Origin of the sequence: Pseudomonas sp. MWU12-2029 (assembly GCF_023242425.1) — a bacterium.
Taxonomy (GTDB): domain Bacteria; phylum Pseudomonadota; class Gammaproteobacteria; order Pseudomonadales; family Pseudomonadaceae; genus Aquipseudomonas; species Aquipseudomonas kribbensis.
On the sequence record NZ_JALJDY010000017.1, the window covers coordinates 1 to 18,725 of the forward strand.

The window sequence follows — 18,725 nt, forward strand, 5'->3', positions numbered from 1 at the left end:
AAGATTAAATTCCGAAACCCCAATTGCGAAAGCAGTTGGGGTTTTGTTTTGCCCGCAGGAAAATCCTGGAAGAGGGGGCCAGGCGTCGTGATCGTAACCACTGGGGAAATCCCTCTGAAATGACCGCCCGGTTTTTGGTATGGTGCAGCTCGTTTTTAACGGACTGATGTCTCGCCCACGGATCGGCGCTCATTTTGTCAAAGAGTTGCTGCAGAAATGCCTGAACCAATTCCCATCAAGGATCACGAAAAAGAGACGCGTCTGGTCAACAAACGGCTGGTTGCCTGTGCCTTGTTCGTCTTCGCGATAAGCTGTGCACTGGTAGTGCGTCTGTACATCCTGCAAGTGGTCGAGTTCGACTACCACTCGACCATCTCCGAAAACAACCGCGTCCACGTCCTGCCAATCCCCCCAACACGCGGGCTGATTTACGACCGCAATGGCGTGCTGCTGGCCGACAACCGTCCCAGTTACAACCTGATCATCACCCGCGAACGAGCCACTGATGTCAATCAGGAGCTGGACGAAGTCATCAGTCTCCTGCACCTGCCCGCGGAAGATCGTTCGGTCTTCGACAAGGCCATGAAGCAGTCGCGTCACCCGTTTACACCGGTGACCCTGTTCTATGAACTGACCGAAGAACAGATTGCCGTGCTGGCGGTCAACGAGTTCCGCTTGCCGGGGCTGGATGTCGAACCGCAGTTCGTTCGTCACTACCCGCTCGGCGCGCACTTCGCTCACTCGATCGGCTATGTCGGTCGCATCAACGAAAAAGAATCCAAGACGCTCGACTCCGTCGAGTACCGCGGCACCCAATCCATCGGCAAGACGGGTGTAGAGCGTTTCTACGAAGCGCAACTGCACGGCCATGTCGGTTACGAGGAAGTGGAGACCAACGCTCAGGGCCGCGTATTGCGTGTCCTCAAGCACACCGATCCAGTGCCCGGCAAAAACATCGTCCTGAGCCTCGACGTCAAGCTTCAGGAAGCTGCCGAAGCCGCCCTGGGCGACCGTCGCGGCTCAGTGGTTGCGCTGGACCCTTCGACCGGTGAAGTACTGGCCATGGTCAGCAATCCCAGCTTCGATCCCAACCTGTTCGTGACCGGTATCAGCTCCAAGGAATATTCCGCGCTGCGTGACTCCATCGACCGACCGCTGTTCAACCGCGTGCTGCGCGGCTTGTACGCGCCCGGTTCGACGATCAAGCCCGAGGTGGCAATTGCCGGGCTCGATGCCGGCGTGGTCACGCCACAAACCCGCGTTTTCGATCCGGGCTACTACCAGTTGCCGGACTTCGACCACAAGTACCGCAACTGGAACCACAGCGGCGATGGCTGGGTGGACATGGATGCGGCGATCATGCGCTCCAACGACACCTACTTCTACGACCTGGCGCACAAGCTGGGTATCGATCGCCTGCACGACTACATGGCGATGTTCGGCCTCGGCGAGAAAGTCTCGCTGGACATGTTCGAAGAGTCTCCCGGCCTGATGCCTTCCCAGGCCTGGAAGCGCGCCACTCGACGCCAGGCCTGGTTCCCCGGTGAGACAGTGATTCTCGGCATCGGCCAGGGCTACATGCAGGTCACGCCGCTGCAATTGGCTCAGGCCACCGCGCTGATCGCCAACAAGGGCGTCTGGAATCGTCCGCACCTGGCCAAGACCGTCGACGGTGTGCCGCCTGTGGACGAACACCCGATGCCAAACATCCTGCTCAAGGATCCACGTGACTGGGATCAGGTCAACCACGGCATGCAGATGGTGATGCACGACGCCCGAGGTATCGCCCGCGCCGCTGCAGCCGGTGCGCAATACCGCATCGCCGGCAAGAGTGGTACGGCGCAGGTGGTGGCGATCAAGCAGGGTGAGCGCTACAACCGCGAGAAAACCCTCGAGCGCCATCGTGACAACGCTCTGTTCGTCGGGTTTGCCCCGGCCGAACATCCGAAGATCGCGATCTCGGTAATGATCGAGAACGGCGAGGCCGGTGGCCGAGTCGCAGGTCCCGTGGTACGGCAGATCATGGACGCCTGGCTACTCGACCAGGACGGTCACCTCAAGCCGCAGTACGCGGCGCCGACCAAGGCGCCGGGCGATCCTCACGTGTAATCCGTCACGGCTTCACAGCACAGGCTCACGCAAGCTGAGCATGTGCTGGAAGCTGTCGAGGAACACTGTTTCCGCCTGAGTCATCTTCTGTTCGCGATTCCACAACAGCTGGATATCGAAATCCACCACACCGTCCTCCGGCGGCAAGCGCCACAGCAAGCCCTGTTCAACATCCCGACGGACCAGGTGAATCGGCAGACAGCCAATGCCGAATCCTGCACAGATCAAGCGGTAAATCTCTTCGAAACTGGTAGAGGAGGCGACGATCTTGCCGGTAAAACCCTGCTGGTCACGAAACAGCGTCAACGGCGAAAGATTGCCGCCGAGCTGATCGCTGGTGAAGCTGACAAAATTCTCCGCCGCCAGTTGTTCCAGCGTCAGATTCTGTTGTCCGAACAGTCGATGCCGCTGCCCGCAAAAGTACGCATAGCGCTCACGAAAAAGCACCCGTTGCTCCAGTCGGGGCTGTGGCAGGCGACATAAACCGACGCCGACCGTAGCGGTCTTCTGCAGCAGTGAACTGATTATGTTCGAGCTGCCCATCACTTCGACTTCCAGCTCGATTTTCGGGTGAGTTTCGTGGAAATCCGCAAGAAACTCGTCGTAATGCCGCGCCTGTACACCACTGACGGTGAGGATGCGGATCTTGCCGACAACATCGTCATGGCGGTTCTCGACGACGGTGCCCAAACGGGAAATATCACCGTAGATATCCGCCGCAATCCGCAGGACTTCCTCCCCGGTTTCCGTCAGATCAAAGCGTCGTCCGCTGCGCGCAATCAACACACAATCCAGCTGTTCCTCAAGACGTTTCAACGCCTGGCTGACCGCCGACTGGGTGATGTGCAATCGCGCGGCGGCGCGACTCATGCTGCCTTCCTGGCCGATCACCAGGTAAGTGCGCAGCAGGTTCCAGTCGAGCCGGTCGTTGAGAAAACGTCGGCCAACCCAGGGATTCGAGGAAGAGCTCATGCAGTAGCCACGCTAATAGTAAAGATAAGTTTTTGAAAATTGACTAATCCTGTCACGGAAGCGATAAAGCCCACAAGCGCCACAGAGCGCGACCGTCAGCCGCCTCGACACCTGCCCAAAACTATAAATACACAGGGTTCTTGCATGCACACCACCGCTCAGCCGCGTCGCGCCGCGGCCGCTGCCTTCATTGGCACGACCATCGAATTCTACGATTTCTACATCTATGCCACCGCCGCGGCGCTGGTGCTCGGGCAAGTGTTCTTTCCCAGCAGCGACCCGGTGACCAGCACGCTCGCCGCATTCGGCAGTTTCGCCGTTGGTTTCATCGCCCGCCCGATGGCCGGCATGGTGTTCGGCCATTTGGGCGATCGCCTTGGTCGCAAAAAAATGTTGCTGGTGACCATGGCACTGATGGGCCTGGCCACCGCTGGCATCGGTCTGTTGCCGAGTTATGCCAGCGTCGGCATCTGGGCGCCCATCGGGTTGATCGCGCTGCGCCTGATCCAAGGAATCTCCGTCGGTGGCGAGTGGGGAGGGGCGGTGTTGATGGCCAGTGAACACGCCCCGGCCAAACGCAAGACCTTCTATGCCTCGTTCGCCCAGCTCGGCAGTCCGGCGGGTTTGCTGTTGGCGCTGATCGCCTTCCGTCTGGTCACGTCGCTGTCGCCGGAAGACTTTCTCGCCTGGGGCTGGCGTCTGCCGTTTCTCGCCAGTGGCGTACTGATGATGGTCGGATTGATGATTCGCTCCGGTGTGCATGAATCGCCGGAATTCGCCAAGGCCAGGGACAATAACGAAACCGCGCAATACCCGGTGAAGGACGTGATTCGTCAGTGCTGGCGACAGATCCTGTTCGCGGCCGCCGCCGTGACCATCGGCTCGGCGGGATTCTTTTTCACCAACACCTTCATGATCACCTACGTCACCCAATACCAAGGCATTCCACGAGCGACCATTCTCGACTGCCTGTTCCTGGTAACGATCATCCAATTGCTTTCGCAACCGTTGTCGGCGTTGCTGGCCGAACGCATCGGCGAAGGGCGATTCCTGATGCTGGTCGCATTGCTGTGCATGGTCACGCCGTACCCGATGTTCCTGCTGGTCGGCACTCAGAACATCCTGTTGATGACCCTCGGCATTGCGGTCGCGGTGGTGATCCTCTCGGCCCTGTACGCGGTGATCGCCGGGTACATGACCCAGGCGTTCCCGGTGCATCTGCGCTACTCGGGCATTTCCATCGCCTACCAATTGAGCTGCGCGGTCGCCGGCGGCACCACGCCGCTGATCGGCACGCTGCTGGCCAGCAAGTTTTCCGGGCAATGGCTGCCGTTGGCGGTGTTCTTCACGCTGCTGTCCGCTCTTTCCCTGATCGGTGTCTGTGGCCTCGCGCGTCTGCGGGCCAACCCGGTCGTCCTTCACACAAGCAAAGAGGTGTATTCGTGAGTAAGCCCGCCCACATTGACCCGATCGAATGGCAAGCCCGTTGCGAGCTCGCCGCGCTGTATCGCTTGATCGCGCATTTTCGCATGACCGACCTGATCGACACTCACATCACCCTGCGGATTCCGGGGCCGGAGCATCATTTCCTGATCAACCGCTACGGCGTGATCTTCGATCGCATGCGCGCCTCCGATCTGGTGCGCATCGATCAGGACGGGCGCATCGTCGACCCTGAATATGCAGGGCATCGGGTCAATGCCGCCGGCTTCGTGATCCACTCGGCAATCCACATGGCCCGACCGGATCTGAACTGCGTGATTCACACCCACACCGCCGCCGGCATGGCCGTCGCCGCGCAGAAACAAGGCCTGCTGCCGATCAGTCAGCACGCGCTGAAGTTCTACGGAAAACTCGCTTACCACACCTACGAAGGCATCGCGCTGTCGCTGGATGAGCGCGAGCGCTTGATCGCCGATCTCGGCTCGCACCGGGCGATGATCCTGCGCAATCACGGGTTGCTGGTCGGCGGTTCGAGCGTGGCCCAGGCGTTCCAGGAAATCCACTTTCTGGAGCGTGCCTGCCAAGCTCAAGTTCAGGCGCTGGCCGGTGGTTGCGAGCTGCATTTCCCGTCGCCGGAAGTCTGCGCTCACACCGCCGAACAGTTCGACCGCGATGAACAGGACAACATCATCGACCTGGCCTGGGAGGCCGCACTGACCCTGATCGAATCCCAGCGCGAGTCCTATCTGTCATGAACACCGTTGCACTGATGTCCCGTGACACGCTGTTGCTCAAACAATTGCAGGAAGCTTTTGCCCGCCGTGCGCCGCAGCTTTCGGCGGTACTGGCCGATGATCCCCGGGCGGTGAATGCGCAGATCGCGGCGTGCTGGTTTCCGCTGCCGGACAGCCTCGCCGCGTTGCCCAATCTGCAAGTGATTCACTCGGTCGCCGCCGGCATCGATCATCTGGAGCACGATCCGTCGTGCCCGGACCTGCCGGTGTGCCGGGTGGTCGATCCCGGCCATCGCCAGGGCATGACCGAGTACGTGCGCTGGGCAGTGATTCACTTTCATCGCGGCTTCGATCAGGTACTGGAGCAACAGCGTCAGCAGCATTGGGAGCGACCGCTGCAACGCCCGGCCAGTCATTTCAGGATCGGGGTGATGGGGCTCGGTTCACTCGGCAGCGCGATTGCGCAGGACCTGGCCAGCGCCGGTTACGACGTACGTGGCTGGGCGCGCAGCAGCAAGGATTTGCCGGGCATGCAAACCTTTGCTGGCAGCGATGCCTTCAACCCGTTTCTCGACGGCGTGGAGTTGCTGATCAACTTGTTGCCGCTGACTCACGAAACACGCGGCATCCTCAATCGCCAGACCTTCGAACGATTGGCCAACGGCGCGGCGCTGGTCAATGTTGGCCGCGGCGGGCACCTGAACATCGAGGATCTGCAGCAGGCACTGGCCCGTGGAAAACTGCGCGGGGCGCTGCTCGATGTGTTCGAACAGGAACCGCTGCCCGCTGACCATCCGTTGTGGAAAACCCCGGGCGTGACCATCACCCCGCACATGGCTTCGGCGGCGTCTCATGACTGCATCGCCGAGCAGATCGCCGAGAACTTCCGCCGCCTGAATGCTGGTGAGCCATTGCTCAACAGCGCGGATCGGCTGCTCGGTTACTGATCCGCCAGACAGGCCTGCAAACGTTCGATGAACAGCGTCTCGGCACGGCTCATGCGCTGCTCGCGGTTCCACAGCAGATGAATGTCGACATCGACGATCCCTTCATGGGGCGGCAGGCGCCAGAGCAATCCGGCCTCGACGTCCGCCGCCACCACGTGCTCTGGCAGGCAGCCGATGCCGAATCCGGCGATCACCAGTCGCCGCACTTCTTCCAGGCTCGGCGATGAGGCGACGATGCGTCCGCTGAAACCCTGTTGATCGCGAAAAATCGTCAGCGGCGAGAGCATCCCGCCAATCTGGTCGCTGGTGAAACTGACGAAATTCTCCCGCTGCAGATCGCCTTCGCCGATGTCCTGTCGGCCGAACAACGCGTGGTGTTTGCCGCAGAAAAACGCGTAGCGCTGACGCAGGAACAGACGCTGTTCCAGACGCGGTTGCGGGCGGCGATTAAGGCTCAGGCCGAGGGTTGCGGTTTTCTCTTGCAGGGCGCTGACGATGTCCGAACTGCGCATCACATCGACCTCCAGATCCACCCGTGGATACTGCCGGTGAAAGTCGGCGAGGAAGTCATCGAAGCGCTCGGAAAATATCCGGCTAATGATCAGCAGCCGCACCTTGCCGATCACTTCGTCGGCCGGTTGTTCCAGCAGGCTGCTGACCTGGGACATCTGCCCGTAGATCTCGCCGGCCAGTTCGAAGATCTGCTCGCCGACTTCGGTGAGGGCAAAGCGCGGACCGCGTCGGGCAATCAACTGGCGACCCAGTTGCTCCTCCAGACGCTTGAGCGCCTGGCTCACCGCCGGTTGCGTCAGGTGCAGACGCGCGGCGGCGCGGCTGATGCTCAGCTCCTGGCCGATCACCCGGAAGGTGCGCAGCAGGTTCCAGTCGAGGCGGTCGTTGAGCAGGCGCTGGACGTCGCGTTCGGCCATGGGATTTCTCGATTATAAGGCTGGGTAATAGTCGGAATAATAAATAGAAAATTGACTAATCATAGCCCCGGAACGATAAATCACCCTCAGACAGGCGCCGTCAGAGCGCCTCGGATTTGCCGTTTCCCTCCTGCCAGAAAAACAATCAAAGGAGCCCGACCCCATGAAGCCCCACGCTTCGAACCAGCCGCGCCGTGCGGCGGCCGCAGCCTTCATCGGCACCATGATCGAGTGGTACGACTTTTACATCTACGCCACCGCCGCCGCGCTGGTGTTCGGCGCGTTGTTCTTTCCCTCCGACGATCCGCTGTTCAGCACCATGGCTGCGTTCGGCACCTTCGCCGTGGGCTTCTTCGCCCGGCCGTTAGGCGGGATCATTTTTGGCCACATCGGCGACCGTATCGGCCGCAAGAAATCCCTGATCATCACGCTACTGATGATGGGCGTAGTGACGGTGTGCATCGGTCTGCTACCGACCTACGCGCAGATCGGCGCGGCGGCACCGGTACTGCTGATTCTGCTGCGCATCGTCCAGGGCATTGCCGTCGGCGGCGAGTGGGGCGGGGCGGTGTTGATGGCCGGCGAACATGCGCCGAAGGGCCGGCGCAATTTCTTTGCTTCGTTTGCGCAACTGGGCAGCCCGGCGGGTTTGATCCTGTCGCTGTTGGCTTTCAGTGCCGTGACCCGTTTGCCGGAAGAAGACCTGATGAGCTGGGGCTGGCGCCTGCCGTTCCTCGCCAGTGCGCTGTTGCTGCTGGTGGGTCTGGCGATTCGTCTGGGCGTGAACGAGTCGCCGGAATTCCTCGCCAGCCGCGAGCAGGCCACCAAGCAAATCAAGAAAGAACAGGCGCCGGTGATGGAAGTGTTGCGCACCGCGTGGCGTCCGCTGCTGCTGTGCATCGGCGCCAACACGCTGGGCATCGCCGGGGTGTATTTCACCAACACCTTCATGATCGCGTACACCACTCAGCAACTGGCGCTGCCACGTTCGCTGATTCTCGAATGCCTGTTTTTCGTCGCGATCATTCAATTCTGCATTCAGCCGCTGGCCGCATGGACGGCGGAGAAGATCGGCGCCACGCGTTTCCTGTGCCTGGTGTCGCTGCTGGCGATGGCCTCGCCGTATCCGATGTTCGTGCTGGTCAGCTCGGCCCAGGCGCCGCTGATCATCCTCGGCATTGCGCTGGCGGTGGTGTGCATGGCCTCGTTCTACGCGGTGATCGCCGGTTACGTCAGCGGCATGTTCGAGACCCGCGTGCGCTACACCGCGATCTCCCTGGCCTATCAGATTTGCGGCGCGGTGGCCGGCGGCCTGACGCCGCTGATCGGCACGATGCTGGCGCACAAGTTCACCGGGCAATGGTGGCCGATGGCAGTGTTCTACAGCCTGATCGCCAGTATCTCGCTGGTCTGCGTACTGTCCCTCGCCCGTCGTCACGCCAGCGCCCATCGCGCGGAAATGGCCCGTGCCTAACCCGGAATTTCAGGAGAACCTCATGTTGAAAATCAATGGCGAACGCCTGTGGGCGAGCCTGATGGCCATGGCCGAAATCGGTGCGACCGCCCGTGGCGGTAGTTGCCGTCTGGCGCTGAGCGACGAAGACAAGGCCGGTCGCGAATTGTTCGCCCATTGGTGCCGCGAAGCCGGCATGACCTTGAGCGTTGACGCCATCGGCAACCTGTTTGCCCGTCGTGCCGGCACCGATCCGGACGCCGCGCCGGTGATGATGGGCAGTCACCTCGACACCCAGCCCGAGGGCGGGCGTTTCGATGGCGTCTACGGCGTGCTCGCCGGGCTGGAAGTGGTGCGTTGCCTCAACGACCTGAACATCCAGACCCGCAAACCGCTGGAAGTGGCGGTGTGGACCAACGAAGAAGGCGCACGCTTCACCCCGGCCATGTTCGGCTCGGCAGTGTTCACCGGAATCATGGATCTAAGCACTGCGCTGGCTGTTCGTGATGCAAATGGCATTAGCGTTGCGGATGCTTTGCAGCGTACCGGTTACGCCGGTGAGCGTCCGTTGGGCGGCGCGGTGGATGCGTATTTTGAAGCGCACATCGAACAAGGTCCGATCCTTGAAGACAACGCCAAGAGCATTGGCGTGGTCACGGGCGGTCAGGCGATCCGCTGGCTCGACGTGCGTGTGGAAGGCATGGCCGCCCACGCCGGCACCACGCCGATGCCGCTGCGCAAAGACGCGCTGTACGGCGTGGCGCGGATGATCCAGGCAATCGAAGGTCTGGCCACGGATTTTGCGCCGGAAGGCCTGACCACGGTTGGGGAACTGAGCATCAACAAGTCTTCGCGCAACACCATTCCGGGGCTGGTGAATTTCACCGTCGATCTGCGTCATCACCGCGACGACGCCATTGCCGCCATGGAGCAACAAGTCCGCGCCCGGTTGCAGGCGATTGCCGATGGACGAGGCCTGAACCTGACCATCACCCCGCACTGGATCAGTCCGGCCACGCCGTTCGACGTCGAATGCGTGGCGGCAGTGCAAGAGGCGGTGGATGCGCTGGGCTACGCTCAGCAGTCGATTGTCAGCGGTGCCGGGCATGACGCGATTCATCTGGCGCGCTACTGCCCGACGGCGATGGTGTTCATCCCGTGCGTCGGTGGTTTGAGCCACAACGAGGCCGAAGATGTGTTGCCCGAAGACGTGAAGCAGGGCACCGATGTTTTGCTCAACGCCGTGCTGGCCCGCGCCGGTCGAATCGAACAAGGAGTCTGAAGCATGCGCAGCTTTTTCCATCCCGAACAATTGCTCCACCATCCGCGCAGCTATTACTCGCGCGGGCAGATGCGCACGCCGCAGGAAGTCCCCGAGCGCGCTCAGCGTCTGGTGCAAGCCGCTCACGGTCTGGGCTTTAGTGTCGAGCAGCCCGCCGATGCCGGCCTCGCCCCATTGCTGGCTGTGCATGGCGCGCCTTATCTGACGTTCCTTCAGGAAGCGCATGCACGCTGGAAGGAAATCCCCGAAGACTGGGGCGATGAGGTGATGTCGAACATCTTCGTCCGCGAGCCCAACGCCTTGCGCGGCATCCTTGCCCAGGCGGCGCGCTATCTGGCGGACGGCAGTTGCCCGGTCGGTGAGCAGACCTGGCGTTCGGCCTACTGGTCGGCGCAAAGCGCAGTGGCCGGGGCGCAGGCGCTGATCGATGGTGAACCGGCAGCGTATGCACTGTGCCGTCCACCGGGGCACCATGCCCGGGCCGAAGCGGCGGGTGGTTTCTGTTACGTGAACAACGCAGCGGTAGCGGCGCAGGTGTTGCGCGACAAGTTCGAAAAGGTCGCGGTGCTCGACACCGACATGCACCATGGCCAAGGCATTCAGGAGATCTTCTACGATCGTGATGACGTGCTCTACGTTTCGGTGCATGGCGATCCGACCAACTTCTATCCCGGCGTCGCCGGGTTTGCCGACGAACGCGGCAGCGGTGCGGGGGAGGGCTTCAACCTCAACCTGCCGATGGCCCATGGTTCAAGCGAAGCGGATTTCCTCGGGCAACTGGAAGTTGCGTTGAGCGCGGTGCGCGAGTTCGGCGCCGAGGTGCTGGTGCTGTCGCTGGGCTTCGATATCTATGAACTGGACCCGCAAAGCAAAGTCGCCGTGACCCGTGAAGGCTTTGCAACACTGGGTGAGCGCATTCGCAGCCTTGGCCTGCCATGCCTGATCGTGCAGGAAGGTGGCTATCACCTGGAAAGTCTCGAAGACAACGCCCGGGCGTTTTTCGTGAATGCCGAGGTGTGGCGGCGCTGAGACGATCCACCTGACGAAGCGCCCTGTGGTGCTTGCCATCGCCCTGACGTTAACGTAAACATTGGCGTCAGGGCGCTGATGTGAAAAAGCGCAAAGCGGACCGCTCCGGAGCGCTTGATGACTCTAATAAAAACAACCGATCCCAAGTCTCACCACGAAGCCCGGCTGGCCCGGGAAAAACTCCATCTCGAAGGGCAGGTCCCGGATGGCGTGTTGCGTGCGGAGATCGATGCTTCGTGGCGGCGCAGCCTGAGCCACGGCGTGCATTTCAACGGCAAGCATGAGCTGGCGCTGGAATCGAGCGCGAGTCTCGATGTGTTGCTGGCGAGCAATCGTCTGCTGATCGATGCGGCGATTCCGGCCATCGATTACCTGGCCGAGCGTCAGGGCAAGGAAGGCCTGATCATCCTCGCCAATTCCGACGCCACCATTCTCGCGGTCGAAGGACGTGCCGACCGGCTCAAGGGCAGCGGTTTGCAGGACATCACCCTCGGCGCCTGCTGGAGCGAAGCCGCACGCGGCACCAACGCCCTCGGCACGGCACTGGTGGAAGCGCGGCCGACCCTGATCGATTGCGGTGAACATTACCTCGACCGCCTCACGGATTTTTCCTGCACCTCGGTGCCGATCCATTGCCCCCAAGGCGAAATTCTCGGCGTCCTCGACCTGACCCGCGAAGGCCCGCTCGGCCGCGTCCATGACAGCACCGCGCTGCTGAGCATGGCGGTCAGCCAGATCGAGAGCCGAGTGTTCAACAACAGTTTTCCCGATCAGATCGTCCTGGCGTTTCACAGTCGCCGGCAGTATCTGGAATCGCCGTGGCAAGGTCTGCTGGCAGTGAGTCTCGGCGGGCAGATTCTGGCGGTCAGTGCCCAGGCCTGTCAGTTGCTGCGGGCCGAGCGTTCTGCATTGGTCGGCAAGCGCTGTGAGGAGTTCCTCGGGGTCGATGGCGTGCAATTGCTGACTCGTCTGCAACAGGGCGGCGTCGGCAGTGTGCAGACCGCCAAGGGCGAATTTTTCTACAAGACCCTGCGAGCCCCGGCGCGCTCGGTCAACCTCGGCGGCCCGCCGCGCAGCGTGGCGAAAACTGCCAAGGCGCAACCGGATCTGGAAGCACTGGCCGGCAACAACGCCCGTTATGCCCGAGCTCTGCGCATGGCCCGCCAAGGTCTGGCCAATGAGTTGCCGGTGCTGTTGCTCGGCGAAACCGGCACCGGTAAAGAAGTGATCGCCCGTGCCCTGCACCTGGCCGGCAGCCGCAGCGACAAACCCTTTGTAGCCGTGAACTGCGCGGCAATTCCCGAAGGCCTGATCGAGTCGGAACTGTTCGGCTACCGCGAAGGCGCGTTCACCGGGTCGCGTCGTGGCGGGATGATCGGGCGACTGCAACAAGCCCATGGCGGCACGTTGTTCCTCGATGAAATCGGCGACATGCCGCTGGCCTTGCAGGCGCGTCTGCTGCGCGTTCTTCAAGATCGCAAAGTCGCGCCACTGGGGGCCGGAGAAGAGCAGGACATCGACGTCGCGCTGATCTGCGCCACCCACCGCGACCTCAAGCGTCAGGTCGAGGACAAGCAATTCCGGGAGGATCTGTTCTACCGGGTCAACGGCATCAGCGTGATGCTTCCGGCCCTGCGTGAGCGCGATGATTTCGCCGCGCTGGTCACTCGCCTGCTGGGCAAACTCGACGCGCCGAACGCCGTGTTGCACGACGACCTCAATCGCCTGCTCGCGGGTTATCACTGGCCGGGCAACATCCGCCAACTGGAAATGGTCTTGCGCACCGCTTTGGCCATGCGCGAACCCGGTGAAACCGTGCTGACCCTCGATCACCTGCCCGACAGCATGCTCGACGAACTCTCTGCCAGCGAGAAACCCCAGACCGGTAGCATTCGCGAGAACGAGCTGGAGATGATTCGCCAGTCCCTCGATACCCATCAGGGTAACGTTTCGGCTGCGGCCGACGCCCTTGGCATCAGCCGCGCGACCCTGTACCGCAAACTCAAACAGTTGCGCTCGTGATGCAGCGCCTGTTCGTGCGGCTGATCGACAGTCACAACCCCGCCGCGCTGCAGGCGGCGTTGCAATGGCTCTATGGGTTCGTGCGGCCGCAACGGTTGGCGATTGCCGGTTTGCTCGGACTGTCGGTGTGCGCCTCGTTGCTGGTGCTGGTGCAGCCGTGGCTGGTCAAGCTGTTGATCGACGACGGGCTGCTGGCGCGCAACTTCCCGATGCTGGTGCTGATCGCGGTGTTGATGATTATCGCCGGCCTGCTCGGCACGGCGTTGTCGGGAATCAACCGTTATCTGCACACGCGCCTGTCCGGGCGGATTCTGTTTGCCCTGCGTGACGACCTCTACCGGCATTTGCAGAAACTGTCGCCGAGCTTCTACGGCCAGCGGCGGATCGGCGATCTGATGTCGCGGCTCGACGGTGATGTGGCGGAGATTCAGCGCTTCGCCGTGGACTCGTTGTTCTCGGCGGTATCGAGCGTGATCGGCCTGGTGGTCGCGATCGCGATGCTGTTCACGCTGTCGTGGAAACTCTCGCTGCTGGCGCTGGTGCTGATCCCGCTCGATGTGTTGTGGCTGCGCTGGATGCGGCGCAAGGTCGAGCGCGATGTGCGGCAGTTGCGCGAGCGTTCGGCGGACATGTCGTCGTTCATGGTCGAGACCCTTCCGGTGATGAAATTCATCCAGTCCGCCGGCCAGCAGCAGCGTGAAGCACGACGTCTGGAAAACCTCGGGCAGGGCTATATGAACCAGTTGCTGCGCCTGCAGGTCACCGAGTTTTTCACTCAGGCCGTGCCCGGCACGTTGACGTCGCTGTCCCGTGCCTGCGCGTTTTTGATCGGTGGTTATTGGGTGGTGCAGGGCACCTGGCAACTCGGTGCGCTGATCGCGTTTTCCACCTATCTGGGGATGGCGGTCGGGCCGGTGCAGAGCCTGTTGGGGCTGTACGTGGCGATCCAGCGCATGACCGTCAGTCTGGGGCGGGTCATGGAGTTGCGTGGTGAGGAACCCACAGTGTTTTCGCCGGATACGCCAAAACCGTTTCCGACCTCGGGCGAACTGCGTTTCGACGCGGTGCACTTCAGCCATCCGGGTCGCCCGAGCACATTGAGCGGCATCGAAGCGACGATTCCCTACGGTCTGAAAGTCGCCTTGAGCGGCGGCTCCGGCGTCGGCAAATCGACGTTGATCGATCTGCTGCAACGGCATCACGATCCTCAGGCCGGGCAGGTGCTGCTCGGCGAAGTGGATCTGCGTGAACTGGAGCTATTCGAGCTGCGCCGACGCATCGCCGTGGTCAGTCAGGACATCGTGCTGTTTCGCGGCAGCCTCGCCGACAACCTGGCCTACGCGGTGCCGGACGCCAGCCGCGCAGCCATCGCCGAGGTCGCACGGATGGCGCAACTCGACAGCCTGATCGCGTCGCTGCCCGAAGGCCTCGACAGCCCGTTGGGCGAGCGCGGTCAGCAGTTGTCCGGCGGGCAGAAACAGCGCATCGCGATAGCGCGGGCGTTGTTGCAGGATCCGCTGATTCTGGTGCTCGACGAAGCCACTTCGGCCGTCGATGAAGCCACCGAGCGCGAGGTGATCGAAGCCATCGACCGATTGTTTGCCGGGCGCACGCGGATTTTGATCAGCCATCGTCCGTCGACCCTGGCCGATGCCGATCTGCGTTTCGAATTGCTCGACGGTGTGCTCATTTCGAAGACGGTGCTGCATGAAGCCTGAATTGCGTATCGGTGTGGTCGACAGCGGGCACTCGGCGGCGCAACGGGTGCAGGTGATTGCCGGGCGGCGGTTCTCGTTACTGGAGGACGGGCTGGCGGAATCGGAACTGCGCGAGGATCCCCTCGGGCATGGCAGCGCGGTGATCGAAGCGATCAGCCGTCGCGCACCCGCCGCGCAAATCTGCGTGGCTCAGGTGTTCGATCAGCGCGGCGTCACCAGTGCCCTGCAGATTTCTGCGGCCATCGATTGGCTGGTCGCGCGGGACGTACGACTGATCAATCTGAGCCTGGGTTTGCGTCAGGATCGCAGCCTGTTGCGCGAGGCCTGCGCGGCGGCGGTGACCCGTGGTGTTCTGTTGTGTGCGTCGAGTCCGGCGCAGGGCGCAGCGGTGTTTCCGGCCAGTTATCCGCAAGTGTTGCGGGTGACCGGCGATGCCCGTTGCACCGATGAACAATGGTCATGGCTCGACAGTGCGCAGGCGGATTTTGCCGCGTGTGTGCATGGCACCTATCCGGGGCAGTCCGGGGCAAGCCTGGGCTGTGCAGCGTTGAGCGGTCACATCGCCGGCTATCTGCTGGAGCATCCGCAGGCGAGCAACGCTGAAGTGATCGATTGGCTAAAACAGCATGCTCGTTATCGCGGCCCTGAACGGCGTTTCGGCCCATGACTGCGATCCTGATTCTCGGTGCCGGGCCGGCTGGCGCGGCGGTGGCGTTGGGGCTGCGGCGGCTGGGTTACGCCGTGACGCTGGTCAGCGAATGGCGGCGGTTTGCGGCGCTCGAAGGCGTGTCGCAACGGGTGCTGGAGGTGTTGCGCGGTGCCGGGTTGAATCATGCTTTGGCGAATGCCACGTTGCCGTCCCAAAGGCAGGTTTCATGGAACGGCCAGCAGCATGCGCAGAACATCGAGTTTCTGCTGGATCGTCCGACTTTCGATCGTGGTTTGCGTGAAGATCTGCGGTCGGCCGGAGTCGAGGTGGTTGAAGGGCGAATCCTGAATGTTCAGTCCTCGGCGGACGGTCATCGGGTCGAGCTCGATGGCGGTCATCTGCTGACGGCGGATTTCCTGGTGGAGGCCCGGGGGCGACAGGCGCGGGCATCCGGCAAAGGTCTGCGCGGGCCGGAGACGGTCAGCCTGCTCAATCGCTGGCAGGGTGCGCCGGGTGTGACGGCCAGTGCCGTGGAGAGCCTTGAAGACGGTTGGGCGTGGATGGCGCGGCGTGATGACGGCCAATGTTATTGGCAATGGACCGTGGACGTAGCCAGTGCCGGGTTGCCGGGTAAGGCGCAGTTGCTCGATTACTGCCGCGCGCGGCGTCAGGCCTCGGATTTTGCTCAAGCGTTCTTTGCCGGCGGGCAGGAATCGGCGTTGCAACTGCACGCTCGCAGCAGCACTGCGATTCTCGCGTCACAGGTCTGCGCTGATAACTGGATTCGTGTCGGCGACGCGGCGATGGCAGTGGACCCGCTGTCCGGCAACGGGATTTTTCAGTCGTTGTCCTCGGCTTTGCAGGCGCCATTGGTGATCAACACACTGTTGCGCAAACCTGAGCGGGCGTTGCTGGCGCAGCGTTTTCACCGTCAGCGAGTTGAGCAGTTGTTCCTTCGCTTTGCGCGGATAGGTCGAGACTTTTATGCCGATGAAAAGCGCTGGCTCGATCAGCCGTTTTGGCAAGCACGGCGACAGTGGCCCGACGTTGAAATGGCCCATGCGGCAGCGGATTTTGCCGCGCTGCGCATCGAGCGGATGCCGGTGTTGCGTGACGGGTTTGTCGATGAAACCGAGGTGGTGATCACGGCGGATCAGCCGCTGGGGATCTGGCATGTGCAAGGCGTGGAACTGGCGCCGCTGGTGCGGCGGTTGTGCGATGAGCCAGCGGATCAGGTGTTGGCGGGGTTGACGTTAGAGCAGGGGCGAGCCGTTCGCGGGTGGCTGTTGGCTCAGGGTTTCAAACCCTGAGCCATGAGCCCAGTCATTACAACTTGATCAACACCGACTTCAACTCGGTGTAATGCTCAATCGCCGCATACCCCATCTCGCGCCCGACGCCGGACATCTTGTAGCCACCAAACGGCAGCGCCGGGTCCAGCGCACTGTGGCAGTTGACCCACACCGATCCCGACTTGATCCGGGGAATCATCCGGTGCACCGCCGCCAGATCGTTCGACCAGATGCTGGCGCCCAGGCCGTAAGGGCTGTCATTGGCCATGCGCAACGCATCGGCTTCGTCATCGAATGGAATCGCCACCAGCACCGGGCCGAAGATCTCTTCCTGCACCAGCGAGTTTTTCTGATCGACATCGACAATCACCGTCGGCTTGACGAAGAACCCCGGCCCGAACTGCTCGCCGCCGCAGGCGATGGTCGCGCCGCTCTCCCGACCCATTTCGATGTAGTTGTAGACCCGTTCCTGCTGGCGCGCGGAAATCAGCGGGCCCATATCGATGGTCGGGTCGAGGCCGTTGCCGAGTTTCATCGCATTGGCGATGTCGCTGATGTCGGCCACCACGTTGTCAAAATGCTTGCGCTGCACATACAGCCTGGAGCCCGCGCAGCAGACCTGACCCTGGTTGAAGAAAATCGCACTGGCCGCACCCGCCGCAGCGGTTTTCAGGTCGGCGTCGGCCATGACGATGGTCGGTGACTTGCCGCCCAGTTCCAGGGTGACGCGAGTCATGGAGTCCATGGCAATTTTGCCGATCTGCTTGCCGACGGCGGTGGAGCCGGTGAAGGTCAGCTTGTCGACCAGCGGGTTGTGAGTCAGCGCGGAACCGGCCGTGATCCCGGTGCCGGTGACCACGTTGAACACGCCTTCCGGATAACCCGCCTCCAACACCAGTTCCGCCAGTTTCAGCGCGGTCAGCGGGGTTTCGTCGGCCGGTTTGAGCACCACGGTGCAACCGGTTGCCAGCGCCGGGCCGAGTTTCCAGCAGGCCAGCAGCAACGGAAAATTCCAGGCAACGATGGCGCCGACCACGCCCACGGCTTCGCGGCGGATGAAACTGTGGAACTGATCGCCGGGCATCAACGGCAGCGAAACGTCGACACTGGAACCTTCGATCTTGGTGGCCCAGCCAGCCATGTAACGCAGGAAATCGATGGCCAGTTGCACGTCCATCACCTGCGCCACTGCCGCGCTCTTGCCGTTGTTCAGGCATTCCAGTTGCGCCAGCAGTTCGGCGTCGCGCTGCATCAGGTCGGCGAGTTTCCACAGCAGGTTCTGCCGTTCACGCGGGCGGGTGCGGCTCCAGGCGGAATCATCGAAAGCCTTACGCGCGGCGAGAACCGCACGGTCGACATCTTCCGGCGTGGCGCGAGGCACCACACACAGCACTTCGCCAGTGGCCGGATTGTGCAGTGGCATGGTCTGGCCGTCGGCGGCTTCGACCCAGTCGCCGCCGATCAGCATGCGCGGCGGGCGCTGGATGAAGGCCGAGGTGGCAGGGAGCAGATAGGGCAGGGGCATGGCGAAACCTCTTGTTGTTCGATGGGATCGACAAGGGCTTTGGCAATGGTTGTGCCAAATGCTCGAAGGTTGCGCACAGCCCCGATTCACGGGCTGAGGGGAGAGTATTTGATTGGCAATGAGCGTGAATTTGTCTCAAAACGCGACAGTCATTGAGATGCAGAATACGCGTCCTACAAAGCCGATACCGCTGTGACGCGGCCTCGGCGAAATCGGGCCGTTTCAGCAGTAGGAAAAATCGCGCGTCTGACAGTTTTTACCGACTGGTGGAGGCATGAGGTACGAGCTAAGTTGCTTTGTGTATAGGGTTTTCCTGCCATGGATTTGGCGGGTCAGTGTTTTCACAAGGATGTCGATGAACAACTTAACCATTCGGTGGCTAACCAATTTCATGATAGGCGTGGGGACTGGATTTCTGGTGACGGGGTTTGCGGCGCTGTTGATCGGCGATCTGACCGATGTTGATACGATTCGGGCAGGTGCCTTGATGGCTACAAGCAGTATTTTCTTGATCGCCACCTCTTTCGCAGTTGCCATGCTCGAGGATAAATCATGACGGCTTTAATTCTGTGTTTTTGGTCATTGGGCTTTAGTTTGCTGATCACGTATGCGTTTTACCGC

At 61.8% G+C, this 18,725-nt stretch carries 15 protein-coding genes; 12 read left to right on the forward strand and 3 right to left on the reverse strand.

From position 1 onward, the window contains the following. Window positions 1-216: 216 nt before the first annotated feature. Window positions 217-2,109, forward strand: coding sequence for a penicillin-binding protein 2 (gene mrdA / locus M5B44_RS27780; RefSeq protein WP_085713108.1), 1,893 nt, complete (start codon window positions 217-219; stop codon window positions 2,107-2,109). A gap of 12 nt (window positions 2,110-2,121) precedes the next feature. On the opposite strand, the gene M5B44_RS27785 is transcribed toward mrdA, so the two are convergent. Then, on the reverse strand, window positions 2,122-3,081 hold the full coding sequence (locus M5B44_RS27785; protein ID WP_085686878.1) for a LysR family transcriptional regulator: 960 nt from the start codon (window positions 3,079-3,081) through the stop codon (window positions 2,122-2,124). Window positions 3,082-3,225: 144 nt separating this feature from the next. Here M5B44_RS27785 and M5B44_RS27790 point away from each other — a divergent pair, with 144 nt between their 5' ends. The 3 genes from M5B44_RS27790 to M5B44_RS27800 are packed head-to-tail and all read left to right on the forward strand — an operon-like array spanning window position 3,226 to window position 6,205. Next, window positions 3,226-4,527, forward strand: coding sequence for an MFS transporter (locus M5B44_RS27790; RefSeq protein ID WP_248741216.1), 1,302 nt, complete (start codon window positions 3,226-3,228; stop codon window positions 4,525-4,527). After that, entirely contained in the window at window positions 4,524-5,279 is a 756-nt protein-coding gene (locus tag M5B44_RS27795) for a class II aldolase/adducin family protein (protein ID WP_248741217.1), read from the forward strand. Before M5B44_RS27790 ends, M5B44_RS27795 begins: the two co-directional genes overlap by 4 nt. Further along, a complete protein-coding gene (locus M5B44_RS27800; protein ID WP_248741218.1) occupies window positions 5,276-6,205 on the forward strand; it encodes a 2-hydroxyacid dehydrogenase in 930 nt (309 codons plus the stop codon). Before M5B44_RS27795 ends, M5B44_RS27800 begins: the two co-directional genes overlap by 4 nt. Here the strand turns inward: M5B44_RS27800 and M5B44_RS27805 are convergent. Continuing rightward, entirely contained in the window at window positions 6,199-7,134 is a 936-nt protein-coding gene (locus tag M5B44_RS27805) for a LysR family transcriptional regulator (protein ID WP_248741219.1), read from the reverse strand. The two genes, M5B44_RS27800 and M5B44_RS27805, sit on opposite strands and share 7 nt — an antisense overlap. Before the next feature lie 163 nt (window positions 7,135-7,297). Here M5B44_RS27805 and M5B44_RS27810 point away from each other — a divergent pair, with 163 nt between their 5' ends. From M5B44_RS27810 to M5B44_RS27840, 7 genes are all read left to right on the forward strand, one after another. Then, window positions 7,298-8,608: an MFS transporter gene (locus M5B44_RS27810; RefSeq protein WP_248741220.1), complete on the forward strand. Its 1,311-nt coding sequence runs from the start codon at window positions 7,298-7,300 to the stop codon at window positions 8,606-8,608. 22 nt (window positions 8,609-8,630) lie between these two features. Then, window positions 8,631-9,869 carry a Zn-dependent hydrolase gene (locus M5B44_RS27815; protein WP_248741221.1) on the forward strand — a complete coding sequence of 413 codons (1,239 nt, stop codon included), beginning with the start codon at window positions 8,631-8,633 and terminating at the stop codon, window positions 9,867-9,869. Between the two features lie 3 nt (window positions 9,870-9,872). After that, the gene (locus tag M5B44_RS27820) at window positions 9,873-10,898 is read left to right on the forward strand and encodes a histone deacetylase family protein (RefSeq protein WP_248741222.1); all 1,026 of its coding nucleotides are present in this window, start codon (window positions 9,873-9,875) and stop codon (window positions 10,896-10,898) included. A 117-nt stretch (window positions 10,899-11,015) separates the two neighbouring features. Next, window positions 11,016-12,920, forward strand: a complete 1,905-nt coding sequence (locus M5B44_RS27825) for a sigma-54-dependent Fis family transcriptional regulator (protein WP_248741223.1) — start codon at window positions 11,016-11,018, stop codon at window positions 12,918-12,920. After that, window positions 12,920-14,638 carry an ABC transporter ATP-binding protein gene (locus tag M5B44_RS27830; protein ID WP_248741224.1) on the forward strand — a complete coding sequence of 573 codons (1,719 nt, stop codon included), beginning with the start codon at window positions 12,920-12,922 and terminating at the stop codon, window positions 14,636-14,638. Before M5B44_RS27825 ends, M5B44_RS27830 begins: the two co-directional genes overlap by 1 nt. Then, window positions 14,628-15,305 carry a S8 family serine peptidase gene (locus M5B44_RS27835; protein ID WP_248741225.1) on the forward strand — a complete coding sequence of 226 codons (678 nt, stop codon included), beginning with the start codon at window positions 14,628-14,630 and terminating at the stop codon, window positions 15,303-15,305. The genes M5B44_RS27830 and M5B44_RS27835 overlap by 11 nt, the downstream gene beginning before the upstream one ends. Beyond that, window positions 15,302-16,597, forward strand: a complete 1,296-nt coding sequence (locus tag M5B44_RS27840) for an NAD(P)/FAD-dependent oxidoreductase (protein ID WP_248741226.1) — start codon at window positions 15,302-15,304, stop codon at window positions 16,595-16,597. Before M5B44_RS27835 ends, M5B44_RS27840 begins: the two co-directional genes overlap by 4 nt. Window positions 16,598-16,613: 16 nt before the next feature. Here the strand turns inward: M5B44_RS27840 and M5B44_RS27845 are convergent, their stop codons facing one another. Beyond that, entirely contained in the window at window positions 16,614-18,104 is a 1,491-nt protein-coding gene (locus M5B44_RS27845; protein ID WP_248741227.1) for an aldehyde dehydrogenase family protein, read from the reverse strand. A gap of 355 nt (window positions 18,105-18,459) precedes the next feature. Here M5B44_RS27845 and M5B44_RS27850 point away from each other — a divergent pair, with 355 nt between their 5' ends. Continuing rightward, on the forward strand, window positions 18,460-18,660 hold the full coding sequence (locus M5B44_RS27850; RefSeq protein WP_085686895.1) for a hypothetical protein: 201 nt from the start codon (window positions 18,460-18,462) through the stop codon (window positions 18,658-18,660). The last annotated feature ends 65 nt before the right edge of the window (window positions 18,661-18,725 follow it).

Coding starts and splice junctions, on each gene's coding strand:
- mrdA (WP_085713108.1), top strand. CDS start 217: ATGCCTGAACCAATTCCCATCAAGGATCACGAAAAAGAGACGCGTCTG.
- M5B44_RS27785 (WP_085686878.1), bottom strand. CDS start 3,081: ATGAGCTCTTCCTCGAATCCCTGGGTTGGCCGACGTTTTCTCAACGAC.
- M5B44_RS27790 (WP_248741216.1), top strand. CDS start 3,226: ATGCACACCACCGCTCAGCCGCGTCGCGCCGCGGCCGCTGCCTTCATT.
- M5B44_RS27800 (WP_248741218.1), top strand. CDS start 5,276: ATGAACACCGTTGCACTGATGTCCCGTGACACGCTGTTGCTCAAACAA.
- M5B44_RS27805 (WP_248741219.1), bottom strand. CDS start 7,134: ATGGCCGAACGCGACGTCCAGCGCCTGCTCAACGACCGCCTCGACTGG.
- M5B44_RS27810 (WP_248741220.1), top strand. CDS start 7,298: ATGAAGCCCCACGCTTCGAACCAGCCGCGCCGTGCGGCGGCCGCAGCC.
- M5B44_RS27815 (WP_248741221.1), top strand. CDS start 8,631: ATGTTGAAAATCAATGGCGAACGCCTGTGGGCGAGCCTGATGGCCATG.
- M5B44_RS27820 (WP_248741222.1), top strand. CDS start 9,873: ATGCGCAGCTTTTTCCATCCCGAACAATTGCTCCACCATCCGCGCAGC.
- M5B44_RS27825 (WP_248741223.1), top strand. CDS start 11,016: ATGACTCTAATAAAAACAACCGATCCCAAGTCTCACCACGAAGCCCGG.
- M5B44_RS27830 (WP_248741224.1), top strand. CDS start 12,920: ATGCAGCGCCTGTTCGTGCGGCTGATCGACAGTCACAACCCCGCCGCG.
- M5B44_RS27835 (WP_248741225.1), top strand. CDS start 14,628: ATGAAGCCTGAATTGCGTATCGGTGTGGTCGACAGCGGGCACTCGGCG.
- M5B44_RS27840 (WP_248741226.1), top strand. CDS start 15,302: ATGACTGCGATCCTGATTCTCGGTGCCGGGCCGGCTGGCGCGGCGGTG.
- M5B44_RS27845 (WP_248741227.1), bottom strand. CDS start 18,104: ATGCCCCTGCCCTATCTGCTCCCTGCCACCTCGGCCTTCATCCAGCGC.
- M5B44_RS27850 (WP_085686895.1), top strand. CDS start 18,460: ATGAACAACTTAACCATTCGGTGGCTAACCAATTTCATGATAGGCGTG.